12 protein-coding genes are annotated in these 17,648 nt (G+C 52.4%); 1 reads left to right on the plus strand and 11 read right to left on the minus strand.

Annotated features, from left to right (window positions below; all coding sequences use genetic code 11):
• The first annotated feature begins 544 nt into the window (after positions 1-544).
• A complete protein-coding gene (locus GYMC10_RS23565) occupies positions 545-1,192 on the plus strand; it encodes a hypothetical protein (protein ID WP_015736844.1) in 648 nt (215 codons plus the stop codon).
• 385 nt (positions 1,193-1,577) lie between these two features.
• Here the strand turns inward: GYMC10_RS23565 and GYMC10_RS23575 are convergent, their stop codons facing one another.
• The 11 genes from GYMC10_RS23575 to GYMC10_RS23635 all read right to left on the minus strand — a co-directional run bounded on the left by GYMC10_RS23575 (position 1,578) and on the right by GYMC10_RS23635 (position 17,565).
• Positions 1,578-2,198: an SRPBCC family protein gene (locus tag GYMC10_RS23575; RefSeq protein ID WP_015736845.1), complete on the minus strand. Its 621-nt coding sequence runs from the start codon at positions 2,196-2,198 to the stop codon at positions 1,578-1,580.
• A 79-nt stretch (positions 2,199-2,277) separates the two neighbouring features.
• Positions 2,278-3,246, minus strand: a complete 969-nt coding sequence (locus GYMC10_RS23580) for a helix-turn-helix transcriptional regulator (RefSeq protein ID WP_015736846.1) — start codon at positions 3,244-3,246, stop codon at positions 2,278-2,280.
• A 406-nt stretch (positions 3,247-3,652) separates the two neighbouring features.
• Entirely contained in the window at positions 3,653-4,573 is a 921-nt protein-coding gene (locus tag GYMC10_RS23590; protein ID WP_015736847.1) for an NAD(P)-dependent alcohol dehydrogenase, read from the minus strand.
• A 112-nt stretch (positions 4,574-4,685) separates the two neighbouring features.
• The gene (locus GYMC10_RS23595) at positions 4,686-7,394 is read right to left on the minus strand and encodes a LuxR C-terminal-related transcriptional regulator (RefSeq protein ID WP_015736848.1); all 2,709 of its coding nucleotides are present in this window, start codon (positions 7,392-7,394) and stop codon (positions 4,686-4,688) included.
• A gap of 422 nt (positions 7,395-7,816) precedes the next feature.
• The gene (locus GYMC10_RS23600; RefSeq protein WP_015736849.1) at positions 7,817-8,917 is read right to left on the minus strand and encodes an NAD(P)H-dependent flavin oxidoreductase; all 1,101 of its coding nucleotides are present in this window, start codon (positions 8,915-8,917) and stop codon (positions 7,817-7,819) included.
• 301 nt (positions 8,918-9,218) lie between these two features.
• Entirely contained in the window at positions 9,219-10,478 is a 1,260-nt protein-coding gene (gene tyrS, locus GYMC10_RS23610) for a tyrosine--tRNA ligase (RefSeq protein WP_015736850.1), read from the minus strand.
• Between the two features lie 440 nt (positions 10,479-10,918).
• The gene (gene tetB(58) / locus GYMC10_RS23615) at positions 10,919-11,734 is read right to left on the minus strand and encodes a tetracycline efflux ABC transporter Tet(58) subunit B (RefSeq protein ID WP_015736851.1); all 816 of its coding nucleotides are present in this window, start codon (positions 11,732-11,734) and stop codon (positions 10,919-10,921) included.
• On the minus strand, positions 11,731-12,762 hold the full coding sequence (gene tetA(58), locus GYMC10_RS23620) for a tetracycline efflux ABC transporter Tet(58) subunit A (RefSeq protein ID WP_015736852.1): 1,032 nt from the start codon (positions 12,760-12,762) through the stop codon (positions 11,731-11,733). Before tetA(58) ends, tetB(58) begins: the two co-directional genes overlap by 4 nt.
• Before the next feature lie 246 nt (positions 12,763-13,008).
• Positions 13,009-14,991 (minus strand): S-layer homology domain-containing protein, encoded by a 1,983-nt coding sequence (locus tag GYMC10_RS23625; RefSeq protein ID WP_041622046.1) that lies wholly within the window; start codon positions 14,989-14,991, stop codon positions 13,009-13,011.
• A gap of 34 nt (positions 14,992-15,025) precedes the next feature.
• Positions 15,026-16,141 carry a GLUG motif-containing protein gene (locus GYMC10_RS23630; RefSeq protein WP_015736854.1) on the minus strand — a complete coding sequence of 372 codons (1,116 nt, stop codon included), beginning with the start codon at positions 16,139-16,141 and terminating at the stop codon, positions 15,026-15,028.
• 476 nt (positions 16,142-16,617) lie between these two features.
• The gene (locus tag GYMC10_RS23635) at positions 16,618-17,565 is read right to left on the minus strand and encodes an ArsR/SmtB family transcription factor (protein ID WP_015736855.1); all 948 of its coding nucleotides are present in this window, start codon (positions 17,563-17,565) and stop codon (positions 16,618-16,620) included.
• Positions 17,566-17,648 lie beyond the last annotated feature (83 nt).

A 17,648-nucleotide genomic window follows, 5' to 3' on the forward strand; every position in this document is an offset into this window, starting at 1 on the left:
ATATATATTCAAAAAATAGTTATTTTCATTATATATGACGTCATATTAAACAAACTATCGTTCCGTGTCTCCTCAGTGTCCATCATGCCTTGTGGAGGGGATATGTCGCAGTCATTGAGTTTTTAATCGCTTGTGCTGGTTGGGATACTTCACCTCACCCCTTTATACAAATGAGCTCGTACAGAGGTACCGAAAGATAATGTCCATCTGATATCCGCAAGGCGGCTTATAGTGTAGTGAAACCAATAAAAAAGCCCCATGATTTAGCCAGCATTGCATCGGCTTCTCATCAGGGACATTTTTTCATGGTCGATATAGACTGATGTAATTAGGATTCGAATATCGGTATCCCTTCAATCATGAGAACAATACCTATTGCTAAACCCGCAAAACACAAGTTATACTAGCCAACATAAGGACGTGAAGAACACGCCGCTTCTATGCAAAGTGCCCCAATGAAGGATTGGGGTTGCATTGTATGGGGCGGCTTTTTTATTTTCTAGCAAAATCGCATTCCGTCTTATACTGAGGAGGGTAACTGATCATGTCACGGTTCGATCAACAATATGAGCTCTGGATACACACGAATATCCTCAATGAAAAGAATCCCCGCAGGCTCGAAATCCTTAATAAAGGCCTAGGCCATGGCACCGTCGAGTTTCTGCGTTCCGTATGGTTTCCAGCGATCGGTCATTTCAATGACTTGCATCCGGAATGGGAAGTACGCGATTTCAGCAATGGTTATCGTTATTTGGACCTTGCCTATATGCCAGGTGATGCTAGAGGAGGCATCGAAATACAAGGGTACGGACCGCATGCCCGCGATCTGGACGTCAGAAGGTTTAAGGATTTATGCCGCCGTCATTGTTTATTGGCACTGGATGGCTGGACATTCCTTCCCATAGCCTATCCCTCCATCGTCGAAGAGCCAAAGCAGTGCCAGCAGCTCATCCTATCCTTCGTCGGCAGATTCGTTGCAACCGATGTACCTGCATCATTAAGCTGGCTGGAGGCTGAAGCTGTGCGATTTGCCCGTCGACTTCTGCGCCCGATAACCCCTTTGGAACTCGCTAATCATCTTAGGGTGAGTGATCGGCATACTCGACGCTTATTGCATAAACTGGTCGAGCTCCGGATTCTGGACATCGCAAGCGGAGAACAACGAGCCCGGACCTATAAACTCCGCTTGTAAATGGTAGTAATGATGGGGGCATAATATTTATTGGAAGAAGAGGCGCAATATTCCAACCGGGAATATGAGGACAGCAAGGAGGGGGCTTGTGAATTGGGTACCGGCCATATTGCAGATATCCAAGAGAGAATATTAGTTGCACTAAGTGGACACCAGATCCGTTATTTCGAAAAAAACAGCCACTTTATCCGAACTTCCGGACACAGGATCCGCTATTTACTCTAAACACCATGATTATCAGCCATTTTCTAAGTAATAGCGGATCTGGTGTCCTCATATAACCCAAAATTCGCCATTTAAGACCAAATAGCGGAACCTCGGTCCTCATCAGTTGCAACGGTCACCAACGCGAGCCCGTACCTACAAAATAACGGAACCTCAGTCCTCAAACCTCACTACTTCTGCCCTCCACCTGATGCTGGATCTCAATCAGCGTCTCATCCCAAAAACGCCTCATGATCTCTCGCACATAAACGTCATCCAACATCTCCTGATGGATCGCGATGGTCGTGTTTCCCGTTTTCGTGGACAGCACATAGATTTGCAGCCGGGACGGGTTGTCCCACTCCTTACGTTTCCAGGTCAGGCGCAGCTTATGGTAAGGGACGACTACCGTAATTTTGCCGGACACGCCTTCCTTTGACTCATACTCCTGCCCGACCCGCAGTTCCAGAGAAGGGACAGCTCCGATCCATAATGACAGGCCCTCTGGAGACGTGAGGAAATCCCACAAGCTCTCCTTCGTCACGGCCATCGTTTTCCTGACCCCGAACTGAACCCCGGCATCTTTCGTAACCCCGACAGGCATCCGGCCCATCAGCTGTTCGTACATCGTCGCGATCCATTCGCCCCACTCCCCGGATACCTGATGCTGCTCGACAATGTGGTTTCTGATCTGCTCATGGGACCAGAGCGGGTCCACTTCCTGCCCAAGGGCTACGACCCATGCTTCCCACGAACGTTCCGTTGCCTTTATCACTTCTTGTTTAAAAATGGAGCCAACCATCGCGCGCTCTCCTCCTGATACGATCTGATGGAGTTCATTATATAACACAAACACTGACAAAGAAGGTCAGTGTTTATCATCAGCTTTGATAATATTTGAATAACGACTCGGCAATATCGGCCAAACCTGATTTCAGCTCCTCGGGCCCGACGATGCGAATCTTACCGCCGAAGGATAGAAGATAGTAGGCAACTTGCGTATACAACGTAGACTCATCCAGTCTAAACACCGCCTCCTCCGCCGTACGTTCGACGAGCGCGTGGCCGAGCAGCCAATGCCCGCATAAATCGTCCAAAGCTTGGGGGATGCCTTGGATATGCACGGAAACCAAATGGGGATTGGATTCGGAGCCTTGCTCCGTCAACAGGCTGTCCAATAAAAATTCACGCGGGGAAAATGTCGCCGGGCGGTCAAACACGACGTCGGTAGGTCGAATCTGGCCCATGCGGTCGACACGGAAGGAGCGAATTTCACCGCGCAGATGGCAATAGCCAACTGCATACCATTTGCTCTTCCAGTGAACGAGCCCATAAGGATCTAAGGTCCGTGTCTGCTTAACGCCATCATAGCCTGTTGTGTAATCGATCTCAAGACTGGTTTGCCGGTCGATCCCGGCTTCGATCTCATGCAGTATGGAGGTAAGCCCGGAGGCTGCAGGCGGATGGATGGCCTCGATACTGTTCTCCTGTTGCTCCAAACGCTTCAACTGCTCCGGATTCGTATATCGTTTGATTTTGGATATGGCCCGATTCAGCGGCTCTTCGGATGGATACCCAGCTTCCCGGGCGAATGCTGCTGCATGAAGAAGCGCTTTTTGCTCATCGGCATCAAAAAACAAGGGCTCAAGCTTGATATGATCCGGAATGGAGTACCCTCCGTCGCGTCCCATCTCCGAAATGACAGGCACTCCCGAAATGCAGAGGGCATCGATATTCCGGTAAATCGTTCGGATGTGAACGCCCAGTTCCTCCGATAGCTGTTTTGCCGAAATTCTTTTGCGCGATTTCAGCAGCCAAAGAATTGCCAGCATATTATCCGCTTTGGACATCGTGTGCAGCCGTCCTTCCCTTGGAATTCCTTCGTTTGCCGTTTGTTCTATTATATCTCACTTCCTTAGAAGGTTTGGAGATATTCTTCCTGCTGCTGCGCTCTGACGTTGTCCAGCGCTCCCAATGAGAAAAGCCGACCCGCTGCAGGATCGGCCTGATTTTGTACATCGTGCACACTACTCCCACGCGCACGGTACGTGGTCAGTGGCATGCTTGGATGGCTGTCGACTAGATGTAACGGAAAGATGATGCCCTGCTTCATCGGCTGTCATACTCATGCGCATCGTGAACGACGACGGTTCCTGCTTCATCTGCTGTCACTCTCATGCGCACCGTGAATAACGACGTTTCCTCATTCATCGGCTGTCATACTTCATGCGCATCGCGAAGTCAACTTTTCTTTCCTCAATGATCATGCCCCACCGTGATGACAACACTGCCCCTCTTACGCCCTGTATCCGCGTATCGGTGTGCCTCGGCGATTTGCTCCAATGCATACCTTCTATCGATGACCGGTTTGATCTTCCCTTCCCCAAGCAGATCCGTAAGCCGTCGCAAATCCTCCATCAGCACCTTGGCTACTCCCTGCCCTTCTACCGTTACATAACTCCCGCCCGCGGCAAGCAAATGCTTGCAACGGGATTTCGGCAGTTTGCCGACCGCGTCCAGAATGATGTCGTACCGATCCCCGCTTTTCGAAATATCCTCTTGGGTATAATCCACGACTTGGTCGGCTCCGAGCGACTTCACCAGCTCTACATTCACGGTGCTGCAAACGCCGGTAACCACGGTTCCCGCATGTTTGGCAAGCTGTACGGCTAAATTCCCCACCGCGCCGGATGCACCATAGATCAGAACCTTGTGCCCCTGCCGGATGTTCGCTTTTCTAAAAAAATGCAGGGCCGTCGTCCCTCCGAAAAAGATCGCGGCCGCATCGTCATAAGTCACGTGCTCCGGCTTCATTACGATCATCCCGTCTTCGTGCATACAGATGTACTGCGCATACGTGCCAAATCGCATTCCCCTGAATGCCAGAACCTGATCGCCGATCTTGAACCGGGTAACATCCTGGCCTATCGCTTCCACTTCCCCCGCCAGCTCCACCCCAAGTATCGGTTGTCTTGGCTTCCTCAGACCCAGCACCAATCGCATGGGAATTTTATACAATAGAGGACTACGAAATCCTCGCACGCGGCAATCCCCCGAATTGACGGTAGTGGCATAAATTTTGATCCGAACTTCGTGATCCTTAGGAATAGGCTTCGCTACCTCCTGGAGCTGTAACACCTCCGGTGGTCCGTATGCGGTGCATACCATTGCTTTCATGGGTTTCCTCCAAACCTGCTTTTGCAATCAGTATATCTGCCGAGACGCACCGGGATATAGATACTTTAGTATGGTTTTCGAATAAAATACGGTATTCAAACCGGGCTGTCACCTACAGCAAGCCCAGCTCGCGCGCACGCGCAACAGCTTCGGTACGGCGGGTAGCCTGAAGTTTATCGAATATGATCCGGTTATGCCCTTTGACGGTACTAAGCGCAACAAAAAGCTTTTCGCTGATCTGACGATTGGAAAGTCCTTGGGCAATGAGACGCAGCACCTCCAATTCCCGTCGGCTTAGGGGCTCTATCAGAGACTCTGCAAGCTGAAGCTGGCTTGGAGAGGACTTGCCCGCGCTTTCCAGTCCTTCCATCTCAAAAGCATGCAGCAGCTTCTCCAGATAATCATGCATCGGTTGGGTTCCGGTTGCATCTCGTATCGGTTGGCTGGCAGATGCTGCTCTGAGCAGCTCCTGCATCGGCGGCCCTTCATCGATGAATAACCGGATAAAACCGCCGGGCTCGGCCTTCGCCACAGCCTTTGCGGCGATCCGGGCAGCTTTCAGCCTATCACCCTGGGCATGCAGAGCCAGGGCCAGCACGACCATGACCTTAAGCTGCTCGTCGGCCCATTCCTTAGCTTCCATCTGCGCCAGCAAGGGTTCCATGATCGCCAGAGCAGCCCCCGCCTGCCCTTTAGCCAACAAAACTCTGGCCTGGCTGAGAGGGAGCCCATGCTCCTGCGCCAGCTGGGAGGCTTCACCGAAATTACCTTGTTGAAGCAGGACAAGCACCTGAGCTTCGGCAATGAAGGGCAGCTGACTCATGAACTGCTGCTGACGCCCGAGGCGATCCGCTTTAGCTAACATGGCGGCTGCTTCCCTCACTTCTCCTCGCGATAGCTTCAGCCTCGCTAGAAACACCTCGCAAGCCACGGCTCTGTCGGTTTGATCAAACTGCGCGGCTAATTGAAGGGCCTTCAGCCCATGCCGTTCAGCGGCATCGAGATCGTTCCACTCACTGCAGATTCGGGCCAGGCCCAAATGCGCTTCGCATGCTGCCGGCGGCGGAGGGTCACCCGCCAACTCCAGAACGCGTCGATAGGTCACGGCCGCTGCATATAATTGATTATCCGTTTCCTGAAGAAGTCCGAGTCCTAGCGTTGCCATCATGGCGATCATGAAATGTCCGATCTTCTGACTGATGGCAACGGCCTCATGATAAGCTTGCCCTGCCGCGGCACGATCGCCCTGGAGCTGGTAAGCGTATCCCAGCGTCCACATCGCGGCCGTGCGGACAGGCAGATTATGCGGACTTAAATATTCCAAGGCCCGTCGCGATTCCGTCATGATGACTTCCGGCTGATGCTTGCTGACGGCAAGCGTGGCACGTATGGAGGCAATATGTCCGATAAGATCCCGGATATTGCCGTCCTCCCCGGCTTGCAGATGAACCTCGGCAGCTTGAAGTTTATGTTCGACGCCGTTCATTTGGCCGACCATCAGGAGAGCGGAGGCATGCATGACATAAAGCGCGGGCCTTGCGTCCAATTCCGCCTTCGGCAGGGAATCCAGCCAATCGAGCACAGGGTGGATTGCTCCACGGAAGACCAGGGGCATCCCCTCCCCTTCAATCAGACGCGCGGCCCGATCCACATCCTTCGCGGCAATCGCATGCTGGAAAGCTTCCAGCAGAAGCTCATGTCGTTCATGCCAGTCGCTGGCACGGCGATGCAAGTCGGACACATCCCTCTTCCCGCCAACCGCAGAGACACCCTTTCGGGACAAACGCTGCCGCAGCGCATCCAAGAACAAGTGATGATACCGGTACCAGCGCCTCTCGTTATCTAGCGGAACGATAAACAAGTTGGCCCTCTCCAGGTACTCCAAGGTTTCTTGTCCGGAAACGGCGGTCACCGGGGAATCGCCGGCTTCCCCCTGTAGCACGTATTCGCACAAGGAACCGCACATCCGGTCGAGAAAGGAGGTGCGCAGCAAAAAATCCTGCACGCTCTCAGGCTGCTGCTGCAGCGCTTCTTCAATCAGATAGTCCAGCACGTAATGGTGACTGCCGCTGAAGGATCGAATGAAGCTGGCAGCGTCTGGATGGCCCTGCAAGGACAGCGCCGCTAACTGCAGGCCGGCGATCCAGCCTTCCGTACGGGATTCAAGAAGCGCCGCATCCTCCCTTGACAGGTCCAGCCCCATCACCTGCCACATGAATTCGGAGGTTTCAGTGGAGGTGAACCGCAAATCCGGTGTCCGCACTTCCGTCAGCTGGTTCCTAGAACGGAGCCGGGCCACGGGCAGATCGGGATCCTTGCGGCTGGCAATAACCACATGCATCTGCGGCGGCATGTGCTCAATGAGAAAGCCAAGGGCGCGGTCTATCGGTTTGGAATCAAGCACGTGGTAATCATCCAGCACGAGAATGAAACGGTCCGGCTTGGCCGTGATTTGATTCAGCATGGCCATAACGATGGCTTCGACCGGCAGAGGATGCGGTGACGGCGCGTGGAGTGTACTCACCATCCTCTCTCCGACATCAACCCCGATGGTTTGCAGGGCAGCCAAGAGGTAAGTTAAAAATCTGGATGGCTCCCGGTCCCCCTTATCCAATGACAGCCAGGCGACGGGCTGCGGGCAGCCCCCGATCCATTGGCTGAGCAGCGTGGTTTTGCCGCAGCCAGCAGAGGCGGAAATCATGGTCATCTTCCGGTGCTGACGCAGCCCCTCGTTCAAACGTTCGATCAGCCTGGGACGAAGGACAGCCTGGGACCGGGGAGAAGGAATATATAATTTCGTGGACAAAATCGTCGTGGACATCATAACCCCCGATATGCCGTCATTGCAGCAGTTTTCAACTTATTGTTTACTATGTTTAAGTGTTCGACGGATGCAGGGTTTTCCCTCTTATGCGCTACATCCGCCCGCTGCAGTCGAACCGGAAGCATGATTGGAAGGATTAGGCATGCGATGAAAGATTTTATAATTAGAGCGCTTTAACAGGAGTCCGATTCAAAGGCGAGGTGATAGGCGTTAAGAGAGAACAACGTAATGCAGCGATTCCGACTGAACGGTTGAAGTATCGAAATTAGTGAGAAGGTTTTATATGATGATCAAGCCATCCTTCAAGTTTGGCGGAGATACTTACGATTTCTGATAAAAGGCTGGCAGGCCACCCAAAGGTTCTTCCTTAGGCGGCCTGCTGCATGATGAATTCCTTAAGTTTTGACGCATAACCTCTCTCAGCTCACATCGTCAGAGTTACGATTTGGACATATCAACAGCGCTTCCCGGATTGTCTCGGCTACGATATCTGCTGCCGATTGCCCCGAAGTGAGCCCTCTTGTGCCTTGCCCTGCCCATAAGGACATATATTCCGGATTGCTTTGGCGATTGGCTGCATTTCGTATATCGCGGGTCACCGTATTCTGGGTAGGAAAAGGCAGCGGCTCTATGCCGCTTGCATCCCATTGCTTAATGAAGGCATTGCGGATGCCTCTCGCCGGCCGCCCTGAGAACGCTTTGGTAATGACCGTGCTCTCTTCCGTGCTGCGAAGCAGCGCTTGCTGGTAAACCTCATGCGCACCCGATTCGGCCGCCGTCAGAAACCGCGTACCCATCTGAACGGCTTGGGCGCCAAGAACAAGCGAGGCCACGAGTCCGCGTCCATCCATGACGCCCCCGGCGGCAATGACGGGGATCTTGACCCGGTCCACGATCTGCGGCACCAAAGCAAATGTTCCGATTTGGGCCCCCATCGGGTGATCCGAAATATCAAATGTGCCTCGATGTCCCCCCGCTTCGCTGCCTTGGGCAACGACGGCGTCGCAGCCTGCTTGTTCGGCCAGGATGGCTTCGCGGACCGTGGTTGCCATTGCAACCACAAGCAGCTTAGCTTCTTTCGCTTGTCGCATGAGGGGCCCATCCGGAATGCCGAATGCCGTGCTGATAACGGGCACCTTCTCTTCTAGCAGAACCGCGAATTGCTGCTCAAACCAATCGGGCGTTGTTACGTGATCCGACCCCGCATGGGGAATGCCAAGGTCGCCGCGCATCCGGTTTAACTCCTGTTGAACATCTTCGATTCGCTCCTGGCGATCCGAGGCCCGGGACGCAAAAAGATTGACGGCAAAAGGTTGATCCGTCCGCTTGCGGATTTCCTGGATGCTATCGCGAATGGCAGCCGGCTCCATGTAAGCCGCACCCAGCGTACCGAGCCCGCCAGCGTTGGATACGGCGGCGACCAGCTCAACGGTTGTCGGTCCCCCGGCCATTCCAGCCAGTATAAGCGGATAGCGGATGCCAAACCGATCGCACAGCTCGGTCTGCAGTTGAATGTTCATGATATCATCTACCTCCTTTAACGCTAAGGATATTATCCTATTAAAAGAGGGAAACTTTCAAATAAAAGAAAAACGTCAATCGACGAACCCTCTCGAAGACAGACCGCTTATAGCAAATGTTTACTGGCGAGATCAGGAGGGTAAGCCTCGGAAGTTATTCTTTCGCAGCTCTAGTAAAAAGGCCAACCAGAAGACTCTGGCTAACCTGATCATACGAAAGCCGCTAAGCACATGAAACGTGTTTAGCGGCTTTTGCGGGTGCGTTCGTCCGGGGAGACCCTTTTCCCTGATAGTAACTCTTCTAGGACATTTTCACCAAACTGTAGTTTTTCTTGCCCTTGCGAATGATGATAAACCGGCCGCCAATCGCCTGGTCGGCAGTCACCTCGTGGTCCAAATCGCTGACGCGCTCGCCGTTCATCGAGATCGCGCCTTTGGTGATATCCTCACGGGCTTGACGCTTGGAAGGCTCGATGCCCAGATCCACTAGCCAATCGACGATATTCTTCGTTTCCGGCGTTGCTTCGAATGTCGGCATCTCCTTAAAGCCCTGCTCGATCTCATCGGCCGTGAGCGATTTAATATCGCCGCTGAACAGAGCCGCCGTGATGCGCTTGGCCTGCTCCAGCATCTCCTCGCCGTGCACGAATCTCGTCATTTCCTCGGCCAGCGTTTTTTGCGCTTCGCGTTTATGCGGCTCGCTCTGCACCTTTTCGGCCAGCTCGTCAATTTGTTCCTTGGTCAGGAAGGTGAAGTATTTCAAGTATTTGACGACGTCGCGGTCGTCGGTGTTCGCCCAGAACTGGTAGAACTCGAACGGCGTCGTTTTGTTCGGGTCAAGCCAGATCGCGCCGCCGGCCGTTTTGCCGAACTTCGTGCCGTCGGCCTTCAGCATGAGCGGTATGGTCAGGCCAAAGGCTTTGGCTTCGGGTCCTTCCTTCTTCCGGATCAAATCCAGTCCGCTTGTAATGTTGCCCCATTGGTCCGATCCGCCGATTTGCAGCTGCACGTCCTCATGCTGGTACAGATGCAGGTAATCGACCGACTGCAGGATTTGGTATGAGAATTCCGTAAACGAAATCCCGCTGTCAAGCCGGCTCGCAACCACGTCCTTCGCCAGCATCGAGTTGATGCTGAAGTTCTTCCCGTAATCGCGCAGGAATTCGATAATGTTGATCTTATGCGTCCAGTCGTAATTGTTGACCATGCGGATTTGATTGTCGCCCTCCGTCACGAAGAGCTTTTTCATTTGTCCGGTCAGCGCGTCCACGTTAGCTTGAACCTGCTCCAGCGTCTGCAGGGAGCGCTCGGTTTGACGTCCGCTTGGATCCCCGATGGTGCCGGTTGCGCCCCCGATCAGAATGACCGGTCGATGGCCGGCAAGCTGGAAGCGTTTGAGCATGATGAAGGGAATCAGGTGACCGATATGCATGCTGTCGCCCGTAGGATCCACGCCGCAGTACAGCGAAATCGACTTTTCATTCGTAAGCTCCCGGAGGCCTTCGGCATCCGTCTGTTGGTTGATCGCATCGCGCCATTCCAGTTCGTCGATAATATTCACAGCGTTAACACTCCTTCAATACATAATTTTTCCTTATAACGAAACGCCCATCTGTTGAAAAAACAAAAAATCGCCCCTTGTCTGTTACAGACATAGGGACGATTAATAACCGTGTTACCACCCAGATTGCACGAATGGTCTGCAACGCTTGCCGCGCGCCATTCATGCCGCTCATTAGACGAGGTATCGTTCGCCGTTTCCGCTCGGCATTACCCGAGATACTCCAGAGTGTAATTCGCTGCGTTGGTTTGTACCGGGTTCCATCGCCCCCCGGCTTTCTAGAACAGGGACCAAGCTGCTACTGGGCTCTTTCAACGTATGTCGCTTATAAGATTACAGACAGTATAGTGAATTAATAAATCGATGTCAACTCCGTTTTGGACGGATGTCCTGCTTCCCCCGGCAGCATGGGTAAATATCGCGGGAGGAGTCCCAGGATATCAGGTGCGGCGCATGTATGCACGAACCGTGATCGGAGCAAAGATCGCCACGATGACCGCGGCGCCGACCAAGGATATCGTCAGATCCCAGCCCACGGTTCCGGCGTTCGTTAGATCCCGGACAGCCGTCACCAGATGCGATATCGGGTTGATGTTCACGAACCACTGCAGCCAGCCCGGCATCGTATCCACCGGCACGAACGCATTGGAGAGAAACGTGAGCGGAAACAGCACGATCATCGATATCCCCTGCACGCCGGAGGCGGATCTTGCAATCACGCCGCAGAAAGCAAAGATCCAGCTAATGGCCCATGAGCACAAAATGACGACCAACCCCGCAAGAGCAACATATCCCAAGCCGCCCTCGGGCCGATATCCCATAATGTATCCCATCGTAAAGGTAAGCACCGTTGCAATGGTATAACGAATCGTATCTGCCAGCAGGGCACCTGCCAGCGGTGCGATGCGCGCAATCGGCAGCGATTTGAACCGGTCGAATACGCCTTTATCCATATCCTCGCGCAGCTGCACGCCTGTGACGACGGAGGTCGTAATGACGGTCTGGACAAGGATGCCGGGAATGATGACGGGCAAATAACTCGCCACGTCGCCGGAGATGGCGCCGCCAAAAATATAGGTGAACATCAGCGTGAAAATAATGGGTTGAAACGTGACGTCAAACAACTGCTCGGGCGTGCGCCGAAGCTTCAGCAGCCCGCGGTAGGCCATTGTCAATGAATTTCGGACCGTCTGACCGAAACTCGTGCGATTTTTGAGTCGACGTTCCGTCCCAGGCTGAATCATGGTGCTGCTCATATCCGTGCCACCTCTCTATCATTGGATTCATAAGCCCCTTGGGGGGCGTCTTCCTTCACGCCGTGGCCGGTGATCGTCAGGAACACCTCATCCAGGGTCGGCTTCTGCACGCTCATCTCGGATAAACCGATTCCTGCCGTGCGCAGTTCGATCAACAGGTCTGTAACAAGGCCCGCATTAGCCATCGGCGCCGTTATCTTTCCGGCTTCCGGCGATACATTGGCATGGACGCCCAGCACCTGTTCCACGGTATGGCGGGCGCGATCCATGTCCCGTGAATCCTGGACAGTCAAATGCAGTGAGGAAGTGCCTACCGACATCTTCAGTTCATCGGCCGTCCCCTCGGCCACAACCCGTCCGTAATCAATAACGGCGATCCGGTCTGCCAGTTGGTCCGCCTCCTCCAGATACTGCGTGGTCAGCAGCACCGTTGAACCGGTCTTCACCAAACGGCGGATCGTATCCCACATCTGGGAACGCGTGCGCGGGTCAAGCCCTGTCGTCGGTTCATCCAGGAAGATAAGCGGCGGCTGGGCAATGAGACTTGCCGCCAGATCCAGTCTTCTCCGCATGCCGCCGGAGAAATTTTTGAGCGGACGCTTCGCGGCTTCCGACAAACCGAATTCCTCAAGCAGCTCATCCGCCTTGCGCCGTGCCTCCGTGCGTCCCAGCCCCAACAAGCGGGAGAAGATGATCAGATTCTCCGTAGCGCTGAGCGATTCGTCCACCGACGCATATTGGCCGGTTACCCCGATCAACTGACGGACGATCTGCGATTCCGATTGCACATCGTGCCCGAAGATTCGGGCCGAACCCGCATCCGGTCTTAGCAAGGTCGCCAGCATCCGGATGGTGGTCGTCTTGCCTGCCCCATTCGGACCAAGCACACCGTAGATCGTTCCGGTGCGTACGTTCAAATCCACGCCGTCCACGGCGCGGTTATCGCCGAACGTTTTGACCAGCCCGTAAGCCTCAACGGCCAAGTCACCAGGGTTTGGCTCTATTTTCTTTTTGTATCCATGCTCCATTATGATTTCCTCCTCTTCGCTAATGGATGATGTTTGAATCGTATCACCGCTATTTAAACGGAATGTAAACCGGGGAAAGAATAGGCTGTCTGCAACAAACTTTGGCGGAATATATGAATTGCTTCAAACCCGTTTCACGACAAGCGGGCTTAGTTAGTTGATTGGTTGGAATCGCAGACAATAAAAATACCCCGTCGTTCAACGCTCTTCGCGCGATCCGGGGTATTTTAAAAATTCTGCTTGATCTCAATGTCCTTTACTTGCAGCGGCCGTCTGTTCATCCAACTCACCCGAGTTCATAACACGGTCGTCTCGTACGGGCCTTTTCAATTCCATAGCTCGGAGGAGAAGGACCACGGCCTCAGCACGGGTTACTTTTTTCTTAGGAAGAAAACTGCCATCTGGATAGCCTGTCATGACTCCCTGCTCCGACATTGCCGCCGTCGCTTCACGGGCCCATGAGGAAACGCTATCCTGATCCATAAATGCCGGCGTTCCTTCCACTGCGGATAATCCCGCCCATCGCATAACCATTACGGCCATCTGCTCACGTGTAATCGGATCATTCACTCCGAAGTACGTTGCCGTATATCCCTCGATGATCCCGTAGGCTTGGGCTGTCGCAATCATATCTTGTGCCCAATGGCCATACGTATCGGGGAAAACATGTCCGCTTCTCTCCTCCATGCTGAGGGAATGAACGAGCAGGGATACAAATTCCGCTCTGCTAATGGGACGTTCAGGTTTAAAGGAGCCGTCCAAATAACCACGAATGAAGCCGATTCGAGCCAACTGGTTAATCATGTCCTTAGCCCAATGGCCCTCAAGATCGGTGAACTCTCTCTCAGGGTTGACATCGGCTTCTTTTTTAACCGTTGTAGCAATCACCGCAAATTTGGCCAAATGATCGATTGACCCGGTCACGGTCCCCTGGTCCCAATCCACTATGATGTTCTTTAGTTCGATCCATTCGCTCGATTTTTCGTTGAGCCAATAAAGACTCACGGCATCCTCTTCATGGTTGACGGCATCGGTTCCAAATTGTAAGTTGAGGGTGACCTCTTTGTGAAAAGCTCCAGTCCAATTCTTCGTAATTTCGATCACTTGGCCGACAAACCGATCGGTTTCAGGTAATGGTAGCCCGCCAGTGTCCTGGATAACCTTAAAGTTGAGACAAAACCCCGCGTTCCAAGCACTCTTCGGTATAATGATCCTACCAATAGGAAATGGAATCGTTTTTCCTTCCGTTCCGTTTACGCATGTGTTGTCCGGCAGTTCATCTGTCCCGCCGCTCACCCCGGAGTCGTTACTTCCGCTTGAACCTCCATCCCCGCTTTTTTCAAGAACGGTGACATGAACAACTGCACGTAATTGATCCGGGTTGATAACGCCCTCCGACAACTCCAAGGAGCCCTTGAAAATGTAGTCACCTGCTTGCCCGCCATTATACGCCGGTTCTTCATGGTCCCAAGTCACATTTGCCTTGGCAGTACCGCCATGACTTAATCTAACCTCTACCTGCTCAGGAAGAGGAATGGAGGATTTTTTAGTACCGTGGCTTACCCGGATAGCTGGAATATCGTTCACCTTGACGATAAACCTTTGCCCCACCGTTACATGGATCGTTGTCTTCATACGATCCGGATTCGCCATATCTTCCGTTAAATTCACCAAACTGCCCGTGAAGACATAGATGCCTGGGATTGCAGCCTGATAAGGATGATTCTCATCTGCGAAGCTCCATTCCACCTCAGCAGATTTCCTCAATTGACCCGGGCTCAACGTCACTTGGACAGTACCCGGCAAACCTATTTCATCGACGGGCGTTCCGTTAGCGACAGTTAACGCTTTAGGCTCCATGACGCCTGTGATCATATACGGATGAACAGTTACTTCAATCCGGGTGATTTCGCCGTGCAACGAGACGCTAATCACCGCTTTCCCTGGAGCTTTCGCTGTAACCTGTCCCTCTTGATCAACATCAACAATAGATTCTCCCTCGCTGACAGCATAATCTGCGTTATTCGTTGCAATAAACGACGACTGTTTTTGATGATTAGCGGTCACTACCATTTGAGTACTGTCCCCAACATCCAACGCTTGGGAATCCATCGTGACAACTGTTCTTTCAAACGGATCCTCCCATTGCAGAAACGGCAGCGTCTGCCCGTTATACAGGTACCAGGTATCCTCAAAATCCCAATGATCATATATCTCATACTGCTTCATTTCGTCCCCGGGCACCGGCGTTCCGATCCCGTTGTCAGGAGGGGCCGAATTTATATGCACTCGTATTCCAATAGGACGAATCCACCGAGCCATGGCTGATCCCAACCAGCCCTCCGATACCGTAGCCTGCTCCTGATATGGTTCCGGAAAAGTAAGTGTCGCTAATCATGCCCCTGTCCAAATTAACGCCAACCAAACCGCCGGAGACCTGTCGTCCATTCACGGTTCCCGCGGCATATGATGAATGAATCCGGCCGTCGTTGCGTCCTGCAAGGCCTCCAACGTTATCATCTCCAGAGACCTGCGCCGAAGCATAGGATCTGCTCATTTCACCGTCATTCTCTCCTGCCAGACCACCAACGCCGACTAAACCTGCTACCGTCCCTGAGAAAGAGGAGCCGTCAATCAGGCCGTAGTTCATTCCTGCCAAACCGCCGGAATAATGGGATCCTTCTACAGCTCCCGTCACATACACTTCTCGGATCGTGCCGTAGTTAATTCCAGCAGCCCCGCCTGAACTCTGGTGATAATAACTTCCTACGCCTATCCTCACGTCTTCAAGAATGACATTTTCAATAATTCCGCTGTCACCGACAAAACCAAACAAACCCAAGGGGCTCCAATAATGAGCACCTATCCCCAAACCGGTAATGCGATGCCCCTGCCCGTCGAATGTCCCACTGAATCTGGCCGAATCAATCCCGATTGGTTCCCAGCCACCTACCAAAGCATAGCCTGACAGATTAATATCATGAGCCAAAAGGTAATGGGCCTCAAGGTTATTTCGGACAGCGTACAACTGCTCAGCTGTCTCGATTAAGTAGGGAAACTCCAGTGAGCCGTCTCCGCCTGCAAATATGCCGAACGCCCCGATATCCGCTGTCTTTGTTTGCTTGGTGCCGTCATCCGGCCCAGCCACCTCCTCTTCCTTTCCGGCTGAGAGAGATTCGTCAGATCCGTCCTCTTCCTCCTTCGCGACTTCTCCTTCATTAGAAGGCAAAGTCACATTTCCATAATCTTCGGTTAAAGATACCGGACCTACGGGGCCTTCTGCCGATACTCCATAGACAGGCGGCATACCGAACCACATCAATACTGCCGTCAATACGAAAACCAAAAAGCTATGCTTCCGTTGTCGTTTGTTGTTCATTTTGTTCTTTCCTCCCCCGAGACGTACGGGACTAATTACGTGTTTCATGAACTCTACCCTATAGTAAATTGCTTGGTATGTTCGGGTATGTTTACGAGACACCTGTCAGCCATTTTCCATCTCTCCGTATGATTAAAGGCTTTTCACTTGCAGATGCTGAGGAGTATTGCTCCAATAACTAGTGTAATATATTAAAAAATTGGCGATGTTTCATTTTTGTCTCAAATTATAAGCAGGAGCATATCGTGACCATGGAACCCGGATTGCTCGGCCACAACTCCATAATCGGCTGCTTCAAACCGAAATGTTGGAACAGTCTCCTGTTATAAGCAGCTAAACATGTCAGAGTATGAATGGCGAGCGGGTGTGAAATGAACATTAAGCGAGGAGCAGCTAAAAAAAATGGCAGTGCAGATAAAAACTCTGCACTGCCATTTATGAATTTCATGGTGACAACTGACCCTGCGGCCATGGAATCAAAGCTCTTCCTCATCCTGATCCATCGTATATTTCACCTGCATGATGATATTCTGTTCGTGATCGCCAAACTGGCGGCCGAACAGATTCAGCCCTCCCTGATTCACGGCATCGGGCTTGATGCCGATGCGCAGCCGCAGTTTGGGGCTTGCGGCAATATTCAGCTGATCCAAAGTAACGCTCGATATCTTCTCCATATCCAGCGTCGTCTTCTCATCATCCACGCGCCATGTTTTGAGAAACCCGTATTGCGTTGCCCAATCGTACCACCAGTTCGGGTTCAGCTTGCCGCGGCGATCCCCGAAATCGCCGGGGCTTGTCCACATGCCGATCTCCACGCCATTGACCCACACCGAAATGTTCGAAGGCCAGTTTTGGTCATAATTCGGGGCCTCCGAACACATCTCCATGGACAGTTCAAGCGATTCGATTCGCGCTCCGGCCGGAATATCCATCGGCATCAAGTATTCCAGGTATCCCTTGCGAAGCCAGATGATCTGGGCATTCACGTGCTTGGGATGGTAGAAGCTGGCCGGCTCGTCTTCCTTAATGATGTATCCGTCCGCATTCGCCATTCCACAAGTAGGCGCTACTTCGCAATCGCTGTAATGGCCGATCGGCATATCGACTTCATAGACATGCGTGACTCCCTTAGGAACCGAATTTTTTAAATTCAACGCAAAATGAACATCATCATAATTACGGCTGCACACCTTCATTGCTCCTCGCGAAGCCGGAAGCAATTCCGTATTGATTAACTCGGCCGCTTCCAGCACTTTGATATTGCTCGCAACCGTCGAAACGGGAAGTTTGAGTTTCTCGGCGATTTCGATGATATTCAGGTTCTTGGAATTCAAGAGTCTCAGGATATCCACTCGGGAACGCGTTGACAAGGCATGAGCTACCGTGACCAGTCTTTCCGGGTCGTTAAAACCAAGTTCCAGCACTAATCCGCTCTCCTTTAAACATATTCATTACAATAATTTTACTTCTTAATGAAATGAAAAACAATCACACTGAAAAGGCTTAC

The organism is Paenibacillus sp. Y412MC10 (genome assembly GCF_000024685.1).
GTDB lineage: Bacteria > Bacillota > Bacilli > Paenibacillales > Paenibacillaceae > Paenibacillus_AQ > Paenibacillus_AQ lautus_A.

Excerpts from the sequence above, each read along its gene's own strand:
- GYMC10_RS23565 (WP_015736844.1), top strand. The coding sequence starts at position 545 with ATGTCACGGTTCGATCAACAATATGAGCTCTGGATACACACGAATATC.
- GYMC10_RS23575 (WP_015736845.1), bottom strand. The coding sequence starts at position 2,198 with ATGGTTGGCTCCATTTTTAAACAAGAAGTGATAAAGGCAACGGAACGT.
- GYMC10_RS23580 (WP_015736846.1), bottom strand. The coding sequence starts at position 3,246 with ATGTCCAAAGCGGATAATATGCTGGCAATTCTTTGGCTGCTGAAATCG.
- GYMC10_RS23590 (WP_015736847.1), bottom strand. The coding sequence starts at position 4,573 with ATGAAAGCAATGGTATGCACCGCATACGGACCACCGGAGGTGTTACAG.
- GYMC10_RS23595 (WP_015736848.1), bottom strand. The coding sequence starts at position 7,394 with ATGTCCACGACGATTTTGTCCACGAAATTATATATTCCTTCTCCCCGG.
- GYMC10_RS23600 (WP_015736849.1), bottom strand. The coding sequence starts at position 8,917 with ATGAACATTCAACTGCAGACCGAGCTGTGCGATCGGTTTGGCATCCGC.
- GYMC10_RS23625 (WP_041622046.1), bottom strand. The coding sequence starts at position 14,991 with ATGAAGCAGTATGAGATATATGATCATTGGGATTTTGAGGATACCTGG.
- GYMC10_RS23630 (WP_015736854.1), bottom strand. The coding sequence starts at position 16,141 with ATGAACAACAAACGACAACGGAAGCATAGCTTTTTGGTTTTCGTATTG.